14 protein-coding genes are annotated in these 17,489 nt (G+C 72.1%); 9 read left to right on the plus strand and 5 right to left on the minus strand.

Features of this window, described 5'->3' with window-relative positions:
* The first annotated feature begins 101 nt into the window (after nucleotides 1-101).
* Nucleotides 102-2,858, plus strand: a complete 2,757-nt coding sequence (locus LQF12_RS04770; RefSeq protein WP_231054853.1) for an exo-rhamnogalacturonan lyase family protein — start codon at nucleotides 102-104, stop codon at nucleotides 2,856-2,858.
* Nucleotides 2,859-2,964: 106 nt separating this feature from the next.
* On the opposite strand, the gene ilvA is transcribed toward LQF12_RS04770, so the two are convergent.
* Nucleotides 2,965-4,239, minus strand: coding sequence for a threonine ammonia-lyase IlvA (ilvA, locus tag LQF12_RS04775; protein WP_231054854.1), 1,275 nt, complete (start codon nucleotides 4,237-4,239; stop codon nucleotides 2,965-2,967).
* 72 nt (nucleotides 4,240-4,311) lie between these two features.
* Between ilvA and LQF12_RS04780 the strand changes: the two genes are divergently transcribed.
* Nucleotides 4,312-5,382: a mechanosensitive ion channel family protein gene (locus tag LQF12_RS04780; protein ID WP_231054855.1), complete on the plus strand. Its 1,071-nt coding sequence runs from the start codon at nucleotides 4,312-4,314 to the stop codon at nucleotides 5,380-5,382.
* A gap of 1 nt (nucleotide 5,383) precedes the next feature.
* Here LQF12_RS04780 and LQF12_RS04785 read toward each other — a convergent pair whose 3' ends face one another.
* Nucleotides 5,384-7,171 (minus strand): phospho-sugar mutase, encoded by a 1,788-nt coding sequence (locus LQF12_RS04785; RefSeq protein ID WP_231054856.1) that lies wholly within the window; start codon nucleotides 7,169-7,171, stop codon nucleotides 5,384-5,386.
* A complete protein-coding gene (locus LQF12_RS04790; protein WP_231055510.1) occupies nucleotides 7,168-7,971 on the minus strand; it encodes a purine-nucleoside phosphorylase in 804 nt (267 codons plus the stop codon). Before LQF12_RS04790 ends, LQF12_RS04785 begins: the two co-directional genes overlap by 4 nt.
* A gap of 93 nt (nucleotides 7,972-8,064) precedes the next feature.
* On the opposite strand from LQF12_RS04790, the gene LQF12_RS04795 reads away from it, so the two are divergent.
* From LQF12_RS04795 to LQF12_RS04815, 5 genes are all read left to right on the plus strand, one after another.
* A complete protein-coding gene (locus LQF12_RS04795; RefSeq protein WP_435531212.1) occupies nucleotides 8,065-9,531 on the plus strand; it encodes an NAD(P)H-quinone dehydrogenase in 1,467 nt (488 codons plus the stop codon).
* A gap of 42 nt (nucleotides 9,532-9,573) precedes the next feature.
* A complete protein-coding gene (gene dapE, locus LQF12_RS04800) occupies nucleotides 9,574-10,722 on the plus strand; it encodes a succinyl-diaminopimelate desuccinylase (RefSeq protein WP_231054857.1) in 1,149 nt (382 codons plus the stop codon).
* Nucleotides 10,719-11,531: an LOG family protein gene (locus LQF12_RS04805; RefSeq protein WP_231054858.1), complete on the plus strand. Its 813-nt coding sequence runs from the start codon at nucleotides 10,719-10,721 to the stop codon at nucleotides 11,529-11,531. The genes dapE and LQF12_RS04805 overlap by 4 nt, the downstream gene beginning before the upstream one ends.
* Nucleotides 11,532-11,810: 279 nt before the next feature.
* A complete protein-coding gene (locus LQF12_RS04810; RefSeq protein ID WP_231054859.1) occupies nucleotides 11,811-11,978 on the plus strand; it encodes a DUF3117 domain-containing protein in 168 nt (55 codons plus the stop codon).
* Nucleotides 11,979-11,980: 2 nt separating this feature from the next.
* On the plus strand, nucleotides 11,981-13,495 hold the full coding sequence (locus tag LQF12_RS04815) for a leucyl aminopeptidase family protein (RefSeq protein ID WP_231054860.1): 1,515 nt from the start codon (nucleotides 11,981-11,983) through the stop codon (nucleotides 13,493-13,495).
* Nucleotides 13,496-13,527: 32 nt separating this feature from the next.
* Here LQF12_RS04815 and LQF12_RS04820 read toward each other — a convergent pair whose 3' ends face one another.
* Nucleotides 13,528-15,027, minus strand: a complete 1,500-nt coding sequence (locus LQF12_RS04820) for an MDR family MFS transporter (RefSeq protein ID WP_435531213.1) — start codon at nucleotides 15,025-15,027, stop codon at nucleotides 13,528-13,530.
* A 133-nt stretch (nucleotides 15,028-15,160) separates the two neighbouring features.
* Entirely contained in the window at nucleotides 15,161-15,793 is a 633-nt protein-coding gene (locus LQF12_RS04825; protein WP_231055513.1) for an O-methyltransferase, read from the minus strand.
* A gap of 147 nt (nucleotides 15,794-15,940) precedes the next feature.
* Between LQF12_RS04825 and sigE the strand changes: the two genes are divergently transcribed.
* The gene (gene sigE, locus LQF12_RS04830; RefSeq protein WP_231054861.1) at nucleotides 15,941-16,597 is read left to right on the plus strand and encodes an RNA polymerase sigma factor SigE; all 657 of its coding nucleotides are present in this window, start codon (nucleotides 15,941-15,943) and stop codon (nucleotides 16,595-16,597) included.
* A complete protein-coding gene (locus LQF12_RS04835; RefSeq protein WP_231054862.1) occupies nucleotides 16,594-17,469 on the plus strand; it encodes an anti-sigma factor family protein in 876 nt (291 codons plus the stop codon). The genes sigE and LQF12_RS04835 overlap by 4 nt, the downstream gene beginning before the upstream one ends.
* The last annotated feature ends 20 nt before the right edge of the window (nucleotides 17,470-17,489 follow it).

A 17,489-nucleotide genomic window follows, 5' to 3' on the forward strand; every position in this document is an offset into this window, starting at 1 on the left:
GCAGCGGGTGCGTTGCCGGACCGCACTCACCCGGGGCACCCCCCTAGCGCCACCGGGTGAGCACACCCCTCCCGCACGATCGAAGATGAAGGAGTCGTTCGATGACGAACGTTGAATCAACGCGTGGCGAGGCGATGAGCCGGCCCAGCAGGCGCGTCGTGCTGCAGTCCTCGCTGGTCGCCGGCGCCGCCGCCACGGCATCGTCGGTGGCCGGCCCGGCCGGTGCTGCGGCGGCCGTCCCGCGCCAGCCCCAGAACGCGCCGGAGGACGTTCCCATCACCTGGCTTGGCGGCGGGACGCCCGCGGTCACCACCGGCTCGCGCTTCGGTGTGCCGTGGGAGCGCGGCGCGCTCTCCTCGGTCGACCGCCTGGCGTTGAACACCGACGGCGGCGACCAGGTCCCTGTCCAGAACTGGCCGCTGGCGTTCTGGCCCGACGGATCGGTGAAGTGGAGCGGTCACGCGGTCCCGGCCAACAGCGGACTGGCCGAGAACCTCACGCTCTCGCGTGGCCGTCCGGCGGCGCCCTCGAGCCGTGCCCGAGCGCGGACCCGCCCGGGTAACCGCCTGCGCAACATCCCGGAGACGGTCGAGGTCAGCACCGGCGTCATCACCCTCTCGATCCCGACCAGCGGCACCACCGTGCTCTCCTCCCTCAAGCGTGGCAGCCGGGAGCAGGCGGCGAGCGGCAAGCTCGTGCTGCTGCTGGAGACCCCGGACGAGGGCGAGTACGCCGGCTCCTCGATCGACAGCTACACCGGCGAGGTGAGCGAGGTGACGATCGAGCAGAACGGTCCGGTGCTCGTCGTCGTCAAGGTGACGGGCAGCTACGTCAACTCCGACGGCCGCAAGACGCTCCCGTTCACCCTCCGGCTGGAACTCACCGCCGGCTCGGATGCCGTGCAGGCGACGCACTACTTCATCTTCGACGGCGACCAGCACACCGACTTCATCCGCGGCCTCGGACTGCGGTGGAACGTGCCGATGTCGGACGAGATGCACAACCGCCACATCCGCTTCGTCGGTGAGGACTCCGGGATCTGGGGCGAGGCCGTACGCCTGCTCTCGCCGCTGCGCCGCGATGTGGGTGGATCCATCAAGCGTCAGCAGTTCGAGGGCGTCGCCACCGCTCCGGTCTCGCAGTGGCCGAGCAACGTGCGCGGCGGCATTGGCGACATCCCGCTGTGGAGCGACTTCAAGCTGGTCCAGCTCTCCGCCGACGCCTTCCACATCGGCAAGCGGACCGACGCCGACAGCGCCTGGCTCGAGCACGCCGGTCATGGCCGTCGCGCCAAGGGCGTGGGCTGGATCGGTGGCGCCACCGGAGGCGGCATCGCCTTCGGGATGAAGGACTTCTGGCAGCGCCACCCCACCCAGCTCGATGTGCGTGGGGCAGCCACCGACACCGCCACGGTCACGGCCTGGTTCTGGTCACCGGAGTCACCGGCGATGGACCTGCGCAACTACTCCGACGAGCGGCACGGTCTGAGCCTGCTCTACGAGGAGCCCGGTCGTGGGTTCGAGGACGAGGTGGCTACGCCCGAGGGTGTGGCCCGCTCGAACGAGATCACTCTGTGGGCCCTGGCCGAGACCCCCAGCCGTGAGGCACTGGTCCGGCTGGGCGACATCGTCAGCGAGCCACCGCGGCTCCTGCCCACCCCGGAGTACCTGGCAGCGGTGCAGCCGTTCGGCCGCTGGTCCCTGCCCAACCGGGACACCCCGGAACGGGCAGCGGTGGAGGATGCGCTGGACGAGTTCATGGAGTTCTTCCACGGTCAGGTGGAGCAGCGACGCTGGTACGGCTTCTGGCACTACGGCGACATCATGCACACCTACGACGACACCCGGCACGAGTGGCGCTACGACGCGGGCGGCTTCGCGTGGGCGCAGGGCGAGCTGGGCCCCGACCAGGGCATGTGGTACCAGTTCATGCGCACCGGCCGCGAGGACTACTTCCGCTTCGCGGAGGCGATGACGCTGTGCGTCGCCGAGGGAGCGGTGCACCATGACGGGCTCTTCGCGGGGCTCGGATCACGCCACGCCGTGGTCAAGTGGGGCGACGGAGCCAAGGAGACGCGGATCAGCGCCTCCCAGATGAAGCGGTTCTACTACTACCTCACCGCCGACGAGCGCGTCGGTGACTACATGCGGTACACCCTGCGGGCCGACGAGACCCAGCTCACCGTCCCGCCGTTGCGCGAGGCGTTCCCGGACCCGTCCGGCGATCGCTACATCGTCCGCTTCGGTCCGGACTGGATCGCGATGGCGAGCAACTGGCTCACCGAGTGGGAGCGCACGGGCAACGAGACCTACCGCGACCGGATCCAGCGTGGTCTGGAGGACATGTCGGCGATGGATCTGGGGATGTTCACCGGCAACGGCGGCTCGGTCGCCTTCGACCCGGCCGACGGCTCCCTCGAGGACGTCGGGATCTCCCAGTCCCCGTCGAACATCTCGCTGCTCTTCGGCGGCCAGCAGATCCTCTACGAGCTCTACGACGTCATCGACAGCCCGGAGTTCAAGCAGGAGCTGCTCAACTTCTCCGTAGCTCGTACGGGGACGAGGGAGGAGCGGATCGAGTTCTACGGCCGCGACTTCAACGCCGGTGCGTTCGAGGGCTCGTACGCCTCGATGATGGCCTTCGCCGGCGCTGAGCTCGACAACGACTCCTACAAGGAGCGTGCCTGGCAGACCTTCGGGCGCGGCTGGGCGCTGCGCGACCCGATCGAGATCACCGGCCCGGACGTGCTGCGGCCGGTGGAGTACCGCTACTGGGCGAGCTCGAACGACTTCGGGCAACGCCTGATGGGGATCATCCAGCTGCTGGCCCTGGCACCCGATCAGGTGCGAGCACCGTAGGACCGCTGGATCGAGCGACGACGCCGGTGGGCAGCTCCGTCATGGAGCCGCCCACCGGCGACGTCGTGTCACGGGACCGGCCGCCCCAGGTGAAGAACCGGCCGCCTCAGGTGAAGAAGCGGAACAGCGGCGAGTCGGGAGCGATCCCCTCGTAGTGGAGCCCGGCGGCGTCCATCCGCTCGCGCAGCGGGTGGTAGCCCTGTGCGGAGCCGAGCGTCAGACCCACGAACGCCGGACCGGTCTCCCGGTTCGAGCGCTTGGTGTACTCGAACAAGGAGATGTCGTCCTCCGGGCCCAGCACATGATCCAGGAAGCGGCGCAGGGCACCCGGCTCCTGCGGGAAGTCGATCACGAAGTAGTGGCGCAACCCGGCGTGCACCAGCGCGCGCTCCTCGACCTCCGCATACCGGGAGATGTCGTTGTTGCCGCCGGAGAGCACGCACACCACGGTCTGGCCCGGCTGGATCTCGACCGGCGCCCCCGAGCCGGCCGGCCCCACCGCGGCCAGGGACAGCGCCCCCGCGGGCTCGGCGACGATCCCCTCGGTCTGGTAGAGCGCGAGCATCTCCGCGCACAGGCGCCCCTCGGGCACGCTGGTCATCGCCGGCGCGAGGGCGGAGACGATCTCGAAGGGGAGGTTCCCCACCTGACGCACGGCAGCGCCGTCGACGAAGGTGTCGATGTCGGCCAGCCGCACGGGCCGGCCGGCCGCGAGTGCGGCCGCCATGCTCGCGGCTCCGCCCGGTTCGACCCCGACCACCCGGGTCCGCGGAGTGGCCTCGGCCAGGTAGGTGCCCATCCCGGCGATCAGGCCGCCCCCGCCGACCGGGACGACCACCACGTCCGGCGAGCGACCCAGCTGATCGTGCAGCTCCTTGGCCACCGTGCCCTGCCCGGCGATCGTGCGGGCGTCGTCGAAGGGGTGCACCTGGACCGCGCCGTCCGCCTCGGCGAAGTCCCGGGCGGCCGCGGAGGCCTCGTCGAAGGTGGACCCCACCGGCACCAGCGTCACCTGCTCACCACCCAGCCCGGCGATGCGGTCCAGCTTCTGCCTCGGCGTGGTGCGAGGGACGAAGATCCGCCCGGTGATGGCCAGCTCGTGACAGGCCTTCGCCACCCCCTGGGCGTGGTTCCCGGCGCTCGCGCACACCACCCCGCGCGCCCGCTCGGCCCCGGTCAGGCGCAGCATCAGGTTGAACGCACCGCGCACCTTGTACGAGCGCACGCTCTGCTGGTCCTCCCGCTTGAGGAGCACGGTCGCGCCGGTGAGCTCGCTCATCCGCTCCCACCGGGGCATCGGCGTGCGCACCACGGCGTGCTGGATCCGCTGTGCCGCCTCCCGTACGGCAGCGGCGGTCACGGTGGCGGCCGGGTCGGACATGCCCCGAAGTCTAGGCGGCTGCCGCTCCCGTCCCGATCGCAGCGCGTCGCAGGTGTGTGTTAGAGAAGAGCCATGGATCCCTGGCTCTCCACTCTGATCGCGATCGTTGCCGCCGTCGCAGGCGTCGTCCTGCTGCTGCTCATCGCCAACGCGGTGCTGCTGCGGATCGGCCGGCGGGTGCGGCTGCTGCGCCTTGCCTGGCTGAAGGTGCGCAGGCCGTTGTCCCTGCTGCTGGTCTCGATCGCGCTCCGGATCGCGGTCGCCCAGAGCCTGCAGGATTCCTCGGTGCGCACCGTGGCCATGCACGTCCTGCTGATCGCCATCCTGCTCTCGGCGGTCTGGCTCGTCGAGCGATTCGTCCTCGCGTGGCTGACCCACCTCAAGGACCACATGATCAAGCGGATGCGCGATGACGACCGCGCCCGCCGCCGCGTCGAGACGCAGATGCTGCTGATCCGCCGCATCGTCGCCGTCGCGTTCACGATCATCGCGATCGCGCTGGTGCTGCTGACCTTCCCCGGGGTCGAGCAGGTGGGCGCCACCGTGCTGGCCTCGGCGGGTCTGCTGTCGGTGGTCATCGGTGTCGCCGCGCAGGCGACACTGGGCAATGTGTTCGCGGGTCTGCAGCTGGCGTTCACCGACGCGATCCGTATCGGGGACGTGGTGGAGGTGGATGGCACCTGGAGCACCATCGAGGACATCACGCTCTCCTACGTGGTGGTGAGCATCTGGGACGAGCGCCACAAGGTGCTGCCCTCGACGTACTTCACCACCACGCCCTTCATCAACTGGAGCCGTACCGGTGACACGGTGACGGGCGTCATCTACTTCACCCTGGACTGGCGGGTGAACCTCGAGGCGTTGCGTCGCGAGTTCGAGCGGGTCCTCGAGGCCTCGCAGCTGTGGGATCGCCGGGCGAGCTCGGTCGTGGTCACCGACTCCACCGGGGATCGCCTCACGGTGCGGGCCCTCGTCACCTCCAAGGACTCCGACTCCGACTGGGCGCTGCGATGCGAGGTGCGCGAGAAGCTCGCGACGTGGCTGCGCGAGCACAACCCGGAGGCTCTGCCCGTCCAGCGCGTGATCCTGCCCGAGCAGCCAGAACCCGGCGCCCCGGAGCCGGTGGCTCCCGGTCGCGACTGAGTCAGAGCCCGGCGGCCGCGGCCACGTCCTGGCGTAGCCGGACGAGTCTGGCCCCCGCACGCTCACGCGCCTGTGCCACGGGCTCGCCGCCGCTGACCGCTTCGATCACCTCGAGGTAGCACTTGAGCTTCGGCTCGGTCCCGCTCGGCCGGACGATCACCCGGTCGCGTGCCTCGGTGAGGTAGAGCAGACCGTCCGTGGCCGGCAGGTCCGGCTCGCCGGGGGCGCCGCCCTGGTTCAGATCCACGGCCGTCACGACGGCGGAGCCCGCGAGTGCCGTCGGAGGGTCCTTCCGTAGCCGCGCCATCGTCTGCCCGATCCGGTCGAGGTCGTCCACCCGGACCGTCAGCGGCGCGGTCGCGTGCACCCCGTGGGTGCGGGCCAGGTCGTCGAGGGCGTCCAGGAGGCTCCGCCCTCCGGCGTGCAGGCGGGCCGCGAGGTCGGCGATGCGCACCGCAGCACTGATCCCGTCCTTGTCCCTCACGAACTCAGGGTCCACGCAGTAGCCGAGCGCCTCCTCGTAGCCGTAGACCAGACCGGGCACGCGGCTGATCCACTTGAAGCCGGTCAGGGTCGAGCGATGCCCGAGCCCGTGCGCGGCCGCGATCGAGGCCAGCATCCGGGAGGAGACGATGGAGCTCGCGAGGACGGGAGCGTCGTCACCGTCGCCGGGCGCGGTCCCCGCGGCGAGGATTGCCGCCTGCTCCCCGAGCAGTGCACCGACCTCGTCACCGGTGAGCTGGCGCCAGCCGCCGTCGGCGGCGGCGTCGGGGACCGCGACCGAGCATCGGTCGGCGTCGGGGTCATTGGCCAGCACGAGCTGCGCCGCGCTGTCGCGGGCGCGGTCCAGCGCGAGATCGAGGGCACCGGGCTCCTCGGGATTGGGGAAGGCCACCGTCGGGAAGTCCGGGTCCGGCTCGGCCTGCTCCGCCACGAGCTCGACCTCGGTGAAGCCGGCCGCGGTCAGCACCTCGCGCGCGAGCCCGCCACCCACGCCATGCAGCGGCGTCAGCACGATCCGTAGCCGCCGGCGTGCCTCCGGCTCCACCGCGGCGTCGGTCAGGCCCGCCGCACGGATGCCGTAGGCCGTCACCACCTCGGCCCCGACGGTCTCGATCGATCCGCCGTGCTCGCCCGCGGCCGCCGCCCCCGTCACCTCGGCCACCGACCCGACGGCGGCGATGCACGCGGCGATCTGCTCGTCGGCGGGCGGGATGATCTGGGCGCCCTGACCGGCTCCCTGCACCACCCGGCCGCCGAGGTAGACCTTGTACCCGTTGTCCTCGGGCGGGTTGTGCGAGGCGGTGACCATCACCCCGGCATCGGCCGCCAGCTCCCGCACGGCGTAGGCGAGGACCGGCGTCGGCAGCGCCTGCGGCAGCAGCATCGCGTGACCGCCCGCGGCGGCCACCACCTCCGCGGTGTCCTCGGCGAATGCCTGCGAGCCGTAGCGGGCGTCGTAACCGATGACCACCCTCGGTGGTGCTCCCGCGAGCGCGTCGTCGAGATAGGCGGCCAGACCTGCGGCCGCCCGAATCACCACGGCACGGTTCATCCGGCGGGGCCCGGCGCCGAGGCGCCCCCGCAGCCCTGCCGTACCGAAGGTGAGCGGTCCCGAGAACCGGTCCGCGAGCGCGGCCATCGCGTGCTCGCGCTCGGACTCGTCCACGCCCCCGCCCTCGGCGTAGGCGAGCAACTCGCGTAGCTCGTCCACGGTGGCCGGGTCGGGATCGTCCTCGATCCAGGCACGGACCTGGGCCAGCAGTGCCTCTCGATCGCCGGCGCTCACGCGGCGGCCCGGCGCACGATCTGGGCGAGCAGCTCGGAGATCCGCGGCGCGGCGGCCTGGCCCGCCTCGATCACCTCGGCGTGCGAGAGCGGCTCGGGGGAGATCCCCGCCGCCAGGTTCGTCACGAGCGAGATCCCGAGCACCTCCAGGCCCGCGTGACGTGCCGCGATCGCCTCCAGCGCCGTCGACATCCCCACCAGATCACCGCCCAGCCGTCCGGCCATGCGCACCTCGGCCGGCGTCTCGTAGTGCGGGCCGCGGAACTGGCAGTAGACGCCCTCGGCCAGGCCGGGATCCACGGCGCGGGCGATCTCGCGCAGCCTCGGCGAGTACAGATCGGTGAGATCGACGAAGGTCGCTCCCTCCAGCGGCGATGCCGCCGTCAGATTGAGGTGGTCGCTGATGAGCACCGGCGTGCCGGGCGCCCACTCCGGGCGCAGGCCGCCGCATCCGTTGGTCAGCACCACCACCTGGGCCCCCGCGGCGGCGGCGGTGCGCACCCCGTGCGCCACCCGTCGCACCCCGCGGCCCTCGTAGAAGTGGGTGCGCGCTCCCAGGACCAGTGCGTGCCGGTCGTGGCCGCCGGCGTCGGTGTACTGGACCGACCGCAGCATCCCGGAGTGACCGGGCACGCCCGAGCGGGTGAACCCGGGCACCTCCTCGGCGGGGACCTCGGCGACCGTCCGCCCGAGCATGTCCGCCGCCGGCCCCCAGCCGGAGCCGAGTACGAGCGCGATGTCGTGCGTGGCGACGCCGGTGCGCTGGGCGATCACCACCGCGGCCTGCCGGGCCGCCTCCATCGGGTCGGTCGCGGGGTCGTCCAGGTCGATCGCTGCGCCGGAGTCGGCTCGTGTCTCGCTCACACGAGCGAAGATACCTGCGAAGACGGCACAATGGCTCGGGTGACGACGACACCTGATGCCCCCGCGACGTCCGAGCAGAGCAGCGGAGTCGGTCGATCCAGCACGCGGGCGGGCTCCCGCGTCGTGATCGTCGGCGGCGGGCCGGGCGGCTACGAGGCCGCGCTCGTCGCCCGCCAGCTCGGCGCCGACGTCACTCTCGTCGAGCGCCAGGGCCTGGGCGGCTCCGCCGTGCTGACCGATGTGGTCCCGTCCAAGACCCTCATCGCCACCGCCGAGTGGATGACCCTCACCGAGAGCGCCGGCGAGCTGGGGATCCGTCCGCGTGCCGACGGCGAGATCTCCTACGCCGCCGACTTCGGCACGGTCAACGCCCGGGTGGTGGCGCTCGCGAACAAGCAGAGCACCGACATCCGCACCCGCCTGGAGCGCGAGGGCGTCCGGGTCGTCGACGGCACCGGGCGCCTGAACGGCCCGCACGAGGTGGTCGCCACCACCCGGCACGGGCAGATGCAGCTGCCGGCCGATGTGGTCCTGCTCGCCTCCGGCGCGCGCCCCCGTGAACTCGCGACGGCGCAGCCCGACGGCGAACGCATCCTCACCTGGACCCAGCTGTACCACCTCACCGAGATTCCCGAGCGCCTCATCGTCGTCGGGTCCGGCGTCACCGGGGCGGAGTTCGCGGGCGCCTACAACGCCCTCGGCGCCGACGTCGTGCTGGTCTCCAGCCGTGACCGGGTGCTGCCCGGTGAGGACGCCGATGCGGCCGAGCTGATCGAGCAGGTCTTCAAGCGCCGCGGCATGGAGGTGCTCTCACGCTCGCGCGCCGCCTCGGCGCGGCGCACCGGGGACGGGGTGGAGGTCGAGCTCTCCGACGGACGAGTGGTCTCCGGCTCGCACTGCCTGATCGCCGTCGGCGGGGTGCCCAACACCGAGGAGCTCGGGCTGGCGGAGTCCGGGGTCGCGGTCAACGAGCGCGGGCACATCCAGGTCGACCGGGTCTCACGCACCACGGTGCGCGGCGTCTACGCCGCTGGGGACTGCACCGGCGTCCTCCCGCTGGCCTCGGTGGCCGCAATGCAGGGGCGGATCGCGATGTGGCACTCGCTCGGGGACGCCGTCGCCCCGCTCGAGCTCGGGCAGGTCTCGGCGAACATCTTCACCGCGCCCGAGATCGCGACCGTCGGCATCCCGCAGCACCGGATCGACTCCGGAGCCATCGACGGCGCCGTGACGACGCTCCCGCTGGCACGCAACCCGAGAGCGAAGATGCTCGGGATCTCCGAAGGATTCGTGAAGCTGTTCTCCCGCCGGTCCTCGGGCACGGTCATCGGCGGCGTGGTGGTGGCGCCCCGGGCCAGCGAGCTCATCTTCCCCATCACGCTGGCGATCTCCAACCGCCTGACGGTGGATCAGGTGGCGGGCGCCTTCACCGTCTACCCGTCCCTGTCGGGCTCGATCGCCGAGGCCGCACGCACCCTGCACGACGCGCGGGAGTGACCGGCCCGGCCCGGCCTCGCGCGCGATGGTTAGGCTCGGACCATGTCTGATGCGCCCGGCGTCCCCGCTGCCCTGCCCGACCCGCGTGAGGTTGACGCCGTCACCCTCACCCGGGCGATCTGCGACATCGCCAGCGTCAGCGGCGGGGAGGCGCCCCTGGCCAACGCCGTCGAGGATCTGCTGCTCTCGGCCGACCACCTCGAGGTGCTGCGCGAGGGTGACACGATCGTGGCCCGCACCCACCTGGGCCGCGACCGGAGGGTGGTGATCGCCGGGCACCTGGACACGGTGCCGATCCAGGACAACCTGCCCACCCGTCTGCTCGAACGGGACGGTGCCCAGGTGCTGTGGGGCCGGGGCGCCGTCGACATGAAGGGCGGGGTCGCCGTCGCCCTGCACCTGGCCGTGACCCTCACCGAGCCGACGGTCGACGTGACCTGGGTCTTCTACGACAACGAGGAGGTCGAGGCGTCCCGCAACGGTCTGGGCCGGGTGGTCCGTACCCACCCGGAGTGGCTCGCCGGCGACTTCGCCGTGCTCGGCGAGCCGACGGCGGGCGGGATCGAGGGTGGCTGCAACGGCACCCTGCGGGTCGAGGTCCGCACCCACGGCACCACCGCCCATTCCGCGCGCGCGTGGAAGGGGCACAACGCCGTCCACGACGCGCACGAGATCCTCGCCCGGCTCGCCGGCTACACCCCCGCCGAGGTGGAGGTGGACGGCCTGGTCTACCGGGAGGGACTGAACGCCGTCGGGATCCGTGGCGGGATCGCGACGAACATGATCCCCGACGAGTGCGTGGTCACGGTGAACTACCGGTTCGCCCCCTCGACCGGCCCGGACCAGGCCTACGCCCACGTGCGCGAGCTCTTCGAGGGCTTCGAGGTGGAGCTCACCGACTCGGCCGCCGGGGCACGCCCGGGCCTCGAGGCCCCGGCCGCAAGCGACTTCGTCACGGCCGTGACGGCGGTGACCGGGGGCCGCGCCGGTCCTAAGTACGGCTGGACCGACGTGGCCCGGTTCACCGAGCTGGGGGTGCCCGCGGTGAACTTCGGACCGGGTGACCCCTCGCTCGCCCACGCCGACGACGAGCACGTCCCCACCGACCAGATCCACACCTGTGCGGCTGCCCTGGCCGCCTGGCTGACGACACCCGCCCGCGAGAGCGCAGCGGTGAAGGAGCACCCATGACGGAATCGAACCGACCCAGGACCGGCCAGTACTGGAAGGGCCCGGTCCAGCTGCGCGGACGGCAGATCCCGGAGAAGACCACGGACGAGCGGTTGCTCGAGCCCAGCGAGGGCGCTGACTGGGTCCACTCCGACCCGTGGCGGGTGCTGCGCATCCAGGCGGAGTTCGTCGAGGGTTTCGGGGCGCTGGCCGAGCTCGGCCCCGCCGTGAGCGTGTTCGGGTCGGCCCGCACGGGTCCCACCGAGCCCGAGTACGAGCTCGCCGAGGGCATCGCCCGCCGCATCGTCGAGGCCGGCTACGCGGTCATCACCGGCGGCGGCCCCGGGGTGATGGAGGCGGCCAACAAGGGCGCCCACGAGGCGGACGGGATCTCCGTCGGACTGGGGATCGAGCTGCCCTTCGAGCAGGGGATGAATCGCTACGTCGACCTCGGCGTCAACTTCCGCTACTTCTTCGCCCGCAAGACGATGTTCGTCAAGTACTCCGAGGGCTTCATCGTGCTGCCCGGCGGCTTCGGCACCATGGACGAGCTCTTCGAGTCCCTCACCCTGGTCCAGACCAAGAAGGTCAAGCGGTTCCCGATCGTGCTGGTCGGCACCGAGTTCTGGGGTGGGCTGATGGACTGGATCCGCGGCACCCTCGCCGAGCGCGGCACCATCTCGGCGCATGATCTCGACCTCATCCACCTCACCGATGATCCCGCCGAGGCGGTGGACGTGGTGGTGCGGGCCAATCGCAGCCGGCGTCGTCAGGAGATGGCCGAGGCCGCCGAGGCGGCGGCACGAGCCGGCGCGTCCGGGCCGGAGTGACATGTGGGTCACCGGTGTGACGTGGCTGCTCGTGGCTGTCTGCGCGGGCGTGGTGGTGGTGGCCGCCGGTGTCTCCAGCGGCCGGTGGCCGACCCACCCGGAGCTGCCGTGCCGGCGGGCCGAGCCCGGGCGCGAGCCGGTCGCCGGCCCGATGATGGAGGGCCACGTCACACCTGACATAGAATGGGTACCGAAGAGCTCCACAGCGGGTCGCACGGGGGTCGATGAGCCCGCGGCCGGCGCGGGCGCATCACGCGAGGAAGATTAGGGAGAATCCCCATGGCTGCCATGAAGCCCAGGACCGGTGACGGACCTCTCGAGGTCACCAAGGAGGGCCGTGGGATCATCATGCGCGTGCCGCTCGAGGGCGGCGGACGGCTCGTCGTCGAGCTGAAGCCGGACGAGGCGGACGAGCTCAGCGCCGCACTGTCGGCCGTCGCCGGCTGAGGATGGTCTCGGCCCCGTCAGTCAACTCCGGACCGGCTGCCCTCACCCGGCAGCACCTGATCGACTGGGGCGACGAGGCCACCGTGGCCCTCGCCGTCGTCCCGGCAGCAGCGGGCGACTCCCCGGCGGAGGTGCGGCTCACCGGCCTGCCCGGCTATCCGTTCGACCTGACGGCCTGGGCGGTCGAGGCCGGCGCCACCGGCGCGGCGGGGGAGGCGCTCGCGCTCACCCTCCCGCCGATGCCTGGCTGGCCCGGGCTGCCGCGCCGGCTGGTGCTCGTCGGGCTCGGTGACGCCTCCCCACGCGCGGCCCGGCGTGCCGGTGCTGCGCTCGCGCGACGCACCCGCGGCCGCGAGCACGTCGTGCTGGCCGCCGAAGACCTGCTGACCGCCGAGGCGCTCACGGCCCTCGTCGAGGGTCTGCGTCTGGGCGCGTACGTGCCGCCCTATGCCGGCAGCCGCGAGCAGCCGCAACCGCTCGAGCGGGCCACGATCTGTGCCGCCGACGAGACCGCCACCGAGCAGGCGATCGACGACGGCCTGCTCGGTAGCGAGACCACGCTCGTCAGCCGCCGGCTGGCGGCGACGCCCGCGAGCGTCAAGACACCGCAATGGCTCGCCGGGCAGGTGGTCGAGCTCGGGCGAGCCCGCGGCCTGCGGGTGCGGGTGCGCGATGAGCGCTGGCTGGCCGAGCACGGATTGCGAGGCATCCTGGCGGTCGGTGGCGGCTCGGTCTCACCACCGCGCCTGGTGACCATCGAGCATGCCGGGACCGATCCCGCCCAGGCGCCGGTGGTGCTCGTGGGCAAGGGCATCACCTTCGACTCCGGGGGCCTGTCGCTGAAGCCGCGCGAGGCCATGATCCCGATGAAAACCGATATGGCGGGCGCCGCGTCGGTGATCGGCGCCGTGCTCGGTGCCGCCCAGGCGAAGGTCGGTGCGCGCGTGATCGGAGTGCTGCCGCTCGCCGAGAACGCGATCGGCGCCTCCTCCTACCGGCCCGGTGACGTGATCACCATGGTGGAGGGCACCACGGTCGAGATCGGCAACACCGATGCCGAGGGCCGGATGGTGCTGGCCGACGCGATGGCCTGGGCCCGGTCCGAGTACGGGCCCGCCACGCTGGTGGACGTGGCCACCCTCACGGGCGCAGCCAGTCTCGGTCTGGGGCGCCGGCACGCCGCCCTCTACGCCACCGACGACGCCCTGCGGGGCGCACTGGAGGTTGCCGCGCAGCGCTCCGGGGAGCAGGTGTGGGCGATGCCGCTCGTGCCGGAGTACCGGTACGCGCTGGAGTCCACGGTGGCCGACCTCTCCCACATCGCCACCGACGCGAAGGTCGGCGGCGGGTCGATCACCGCGGCCCTCTTCCTGCAGCACTTCGCCGGCGATCAGCCCTGGGCACACCTGGACATCGCCGGCCCGGCGCGGTCCGCCGCCGACGAGCACGAGGTCAGTCAGGGGGCCACCGGATTCGGGGCCCGGCTGCTGCTGCGCTGGTTGCAGGGCCTGGAGTAGGAGCCCGACCCGCCCGCCGACCCGCCCGGCGGTCAGTGTGCCGCCGGCGCCGGGGCGTCCGACTCCTCGGGCTTGATGACGAAGAAGGCCAGCACCACGGCCACCACCGCGATGCAGCCGGCGATGAAGAACGCCTGCTGGGCACCGGGTGCCCCGGCCTCGGCGACGGAGAGGCCCTCGGCCTGACCGGCGTGCAGCGAGGAGGAGTAGACCGAGATGAGCAGGGCCGTCCCGGCGGCCCCGGCGACCTGCTGCAACGTGTTGAGCGCGGCCGAGCCGTGGGAGTAGAGCGTGCGCTCGAGCGAGCCGAGCGAGGCGGAGAACAGCGGGGTGAACGAGCCGGCCAGTCCCAGCGACATCATGATCTGCGTGCAGACGAGCACCCACACCGGCGTCTGCAGATCGGCGGTGGAGTACAGGAACATCGCCGCGGCGATCATGATCGTTCCCGGCACCAGCAGGGTGCGGGGCCCGCGCGCGTCATAGACCCGGCCCATGAGCGGACCGAGCACTCCCATCAGGACCGAGCCGGGCAGGAGCACCAGCCCGGACTGGGTGGCATTGAGCCCGACCACGTTCTGCAGGTACTGCGGCAGCAGCGAGAAGGTGCCGAACATCGACAGCGCGACGATCGCCATGATGAGCACCGCGATGACGTAGTTGCGCGAACGGAACACGCGCAGGTCGAGCAGCGCGGCGCTACGGCGCTGCAGCACGAGCTGGCGCCACACGAACACCCCGAGGAACGCGACGCCGGCGACGACTGCCAGCCACGGGGCGGCGTCGGTGCCGGCGCCCGCGGCGCCGTCGGTCGCCTCGGCGCCGTGCCCGCCACCCAGCTGGCTCAGGCCGAAGACGATGCCGCCGAAGGCGAGCGCGGACAGCGCGATGGAGACCACATCGATCGGGGCCCGCGTGGTGACTCCGAGATTCGTCAGCCAGCGCGCGCCCAGCGCCATCGCCACCAGCGCGATCGGCAGCACGATGCCGAACAGCCAGCGCCAGCCGAGGCTGTCGAGCACGACACCCGAGAGGGTGGGGCCGATCGCCGGCGCGAGCGCGATGACCATCCCGACCCGGCCCATCATCCGCCCGCGGGAGCGGGCGGGGACGACGTTCATGATGGTCGTCATCAGCAGCGGCAGCATGATGCCGGTCCCGGCGGCCTGGACCACGCGGCCCGTCAGCAGGGTGAGGAAGCCCGGCGAGACGAGGCAGATCGCCGTCCCGAGCGCGAATAAGGTGATCGCGGCGAGGAAGATCTGGCGGGTCGTGAACCGCTGGATGAGGAAGCCGGTGGTCGGGATGACCACGGCCATGGTGAGCATGAAGGCGCTGGTGAGCCATTGGCCCTGCTCGGGAGGAATCCCGAGGGTCCGGTTCAGCTCCGGGATGGCGATCGCCATCGTGGTCTCGTTCAGGATCGCCACGAACGCCGCGGTCAGCAGCAGCCAGATCACCCTCATGCCCGCGGGGTCGATCTCCGCCGCCCGGTCGGGCTGGGCGGACGCGGTCGTGGTGTCGGCGTTCACAGGGCGGCTCCATCAGCAAGAGGGGGTGGTACTGCCGCTGGCAAGGGAGGGCCCCGCAGGCAGTCCGCTCATCGTATCGACGCCGGCACGCGCTTTTCACGACCGGACGCCCCGGGCTCTCGCGCCCCGCGAACTACCGCAGGATCGCGACCAGCAGCCCGTCCCCGACCGGCAGCAGGCTCGGAAGTACCCGCTCGTCCTCGCGCAGCCGGCGGCCGAGCTCGCGCATGGCCACCGTCTGCTCGTCGCGGCGCGCCGGGTCGGCGACCCGGTCGTGCCACAGGGCGTCGGTGACGGCGAGCACGCCGCCGGGTCGCAGCATCCGGATCGCCTGGTCGGCGTCGTCCCCGGCCTCGGCCGGATCGCCGTCGACGACCACCATGTCGTAGGCGGAGTCGGCCAGCCGGGGGAGGACGTCCAGGGCGCGCCCGGAGATCGTCCGGGTCCGGGTGGACCGCACCTGCGCCGTCGCGAACGCCTCCTTGGCGGCGCGCTGGTGCTCGACCTCGACGTCGATCGTGGTCAGGACGCCGTCGGCCACCATCCCCTCCAGCAGCCACAGGCCCGAGACCCCGGTTCCGGTGCCGACCTCGGCCACGGCGTGTGCCCGGGTGGCGGCGGCGAGCATCCGCAGCGCGGCACCCGTTCCGGCAGACACGGGGGTCACCCCCAGCTCCTCGGCGCGGCCGCGGGCGAGCTGGATGGACTCGGTCTCCACGAGGTAGTCCTCGGTGTAGGCCCAGCTCTGGGCCTTGTCGGCAGCGATGGTAGGCCTCCAGGGGTGGCGCGCGATGATGTCCGGCGGGTGGGTGCTGCGATCGTAGCGCCGTCGGGCCGCCGTGCCGGGGAGGCGCTCAGGTGGCCGAGCCCTCCCAGGAAGTTCTCAGGTTCCCCGCGTAGGATTGCCCTTGCCATGGACACCACCTCGCCGACCGCTTCCGACCGACCGGCCGCCGCTGTGCCCGAGGTGCCTGCTCGCCCGGAGGGGACGTGGCAGCCACCCACCTGGGAGGCGATCGTGCGTGAGAACACCGACCGGGTCTACCGGCTGGCGTACCGGCTGACGGGCAACCGGGCCGACGCCGAGGATCTCACCCAGGAGGTCTTCGTGCGGGTGTTCCGCTCGTTGCACTCCTACGCCCCGGGCACGTTCGAGGGGTGGCTGCACCGCATCACCACGAACCTCTTCCTGGACGGGCAGCGACGCAAGAAGCGGATCCGCTTCGACGTGCTCGGCCCGGCCGCCGAACGGGTGCCTGCCGCCGGCGACTCCGGCTCACCCGAGCGGCGCTATGAGCACGACAACCTCGACGCCGACGTCCAGGCAGCGCTGGACGCGATGAAGCCCCAGTACCGGGCCGCCGTCGTGCTGTGCGACATCGAAGGCCTCTCCTACGAGGAGATCGCTGCGGTGCTCGACGTCTCGATGGGCACGGTGCGCTCGCGCATCCATCGCGGCCGGGCGCAGCTGCGCAAGTCCCTGGCCCACCGGGCGCCGGCCTCCCGGGCTGTGCCGGACCTGCCGGACGTGCCGGCCGCCCCCGTCCTGCGACCGGAGGGCGCGCTGTGAGCCATCTCGGACCGCTCGTCTCGCCGTTCGTGGACGGTCAGCTTCCGCCGGCGCGGGCGGCACGGTTGCAGCAGCACCTGTCCGACTGCGCGCCCTGCCGCGCGCAGGTCGAGGCCGAGCGTGCCTGCCGCGACACTGCGCGGGCTGCGCGGGCGGTCCAGGCGAACCCGGACCTGACCGAACGGCTCCTTGCGTTGGGCGTCGTGGGCGACACGACGGGCGTGCCCGCGAGCGCGGGGGAGGTGGAGCGGGCCGTGCGCGGCACCCGGCTCCGGGTGCTCTCGGGCGCCGTCGCCTCCGTCGGGGTGTTCGTGGTCGCGCTCTTCGTGCTCGGCGGTCAGCAGCGCTCGGTCGACGACCTCACGGCCATGGTGCCCCAGCTGAAGGAGCCGGCATCGCTGGCCGGCGGTCACGCCGTCGGATCGGTGGGTGCCACCGAGCCAGGCCGCGAGGATCTCTCGGGAACCGTGCTCGAGTGGATGTCAGCGGCTGGCTGGTCCACGCCGGACCGCCTGCCCGCGGGGATGCGGGTGGAGCACATCACGGTCATCGACGAGGCCGAGGCGGGTGCGCCGGTGCTGCAGCTCGATCTCGCCGGCGATGCCGGGGTCGTGCATCTGACCGAGCAACACGGGGTGCTCGACCCGGCGATGACGGCCGCGCTCGAACCCGTGCAGATCAGCGGCTACGAGGTCTATCAGGTCGCCGAGAACTGGTGGGTGGCCCAGTGCGGGGGGTCGGTCGTGGCGATCTCCTCCGGCGACGACCCGGCCGCGGCTCACGCGCTGCTCGCCCGGATGGGTGAGGGCACCTCACCCGGGGTCGTGGACCGGCTCACGAACGGTCTCCAGGTCCTGCTGGCCGGATCGTGAGCTGGCACCCGCCCGACCCG

It is taken from the genome of Ruania suaedae (genome assembly GCF_021049265.1).
Taxonomy (GTDB): domain Bacteria; phylum Actinomycetota; class Actinomycetes; order Actinomycetales; family Beutenbergiaceae; genus Ruania; species Ruania suaedae.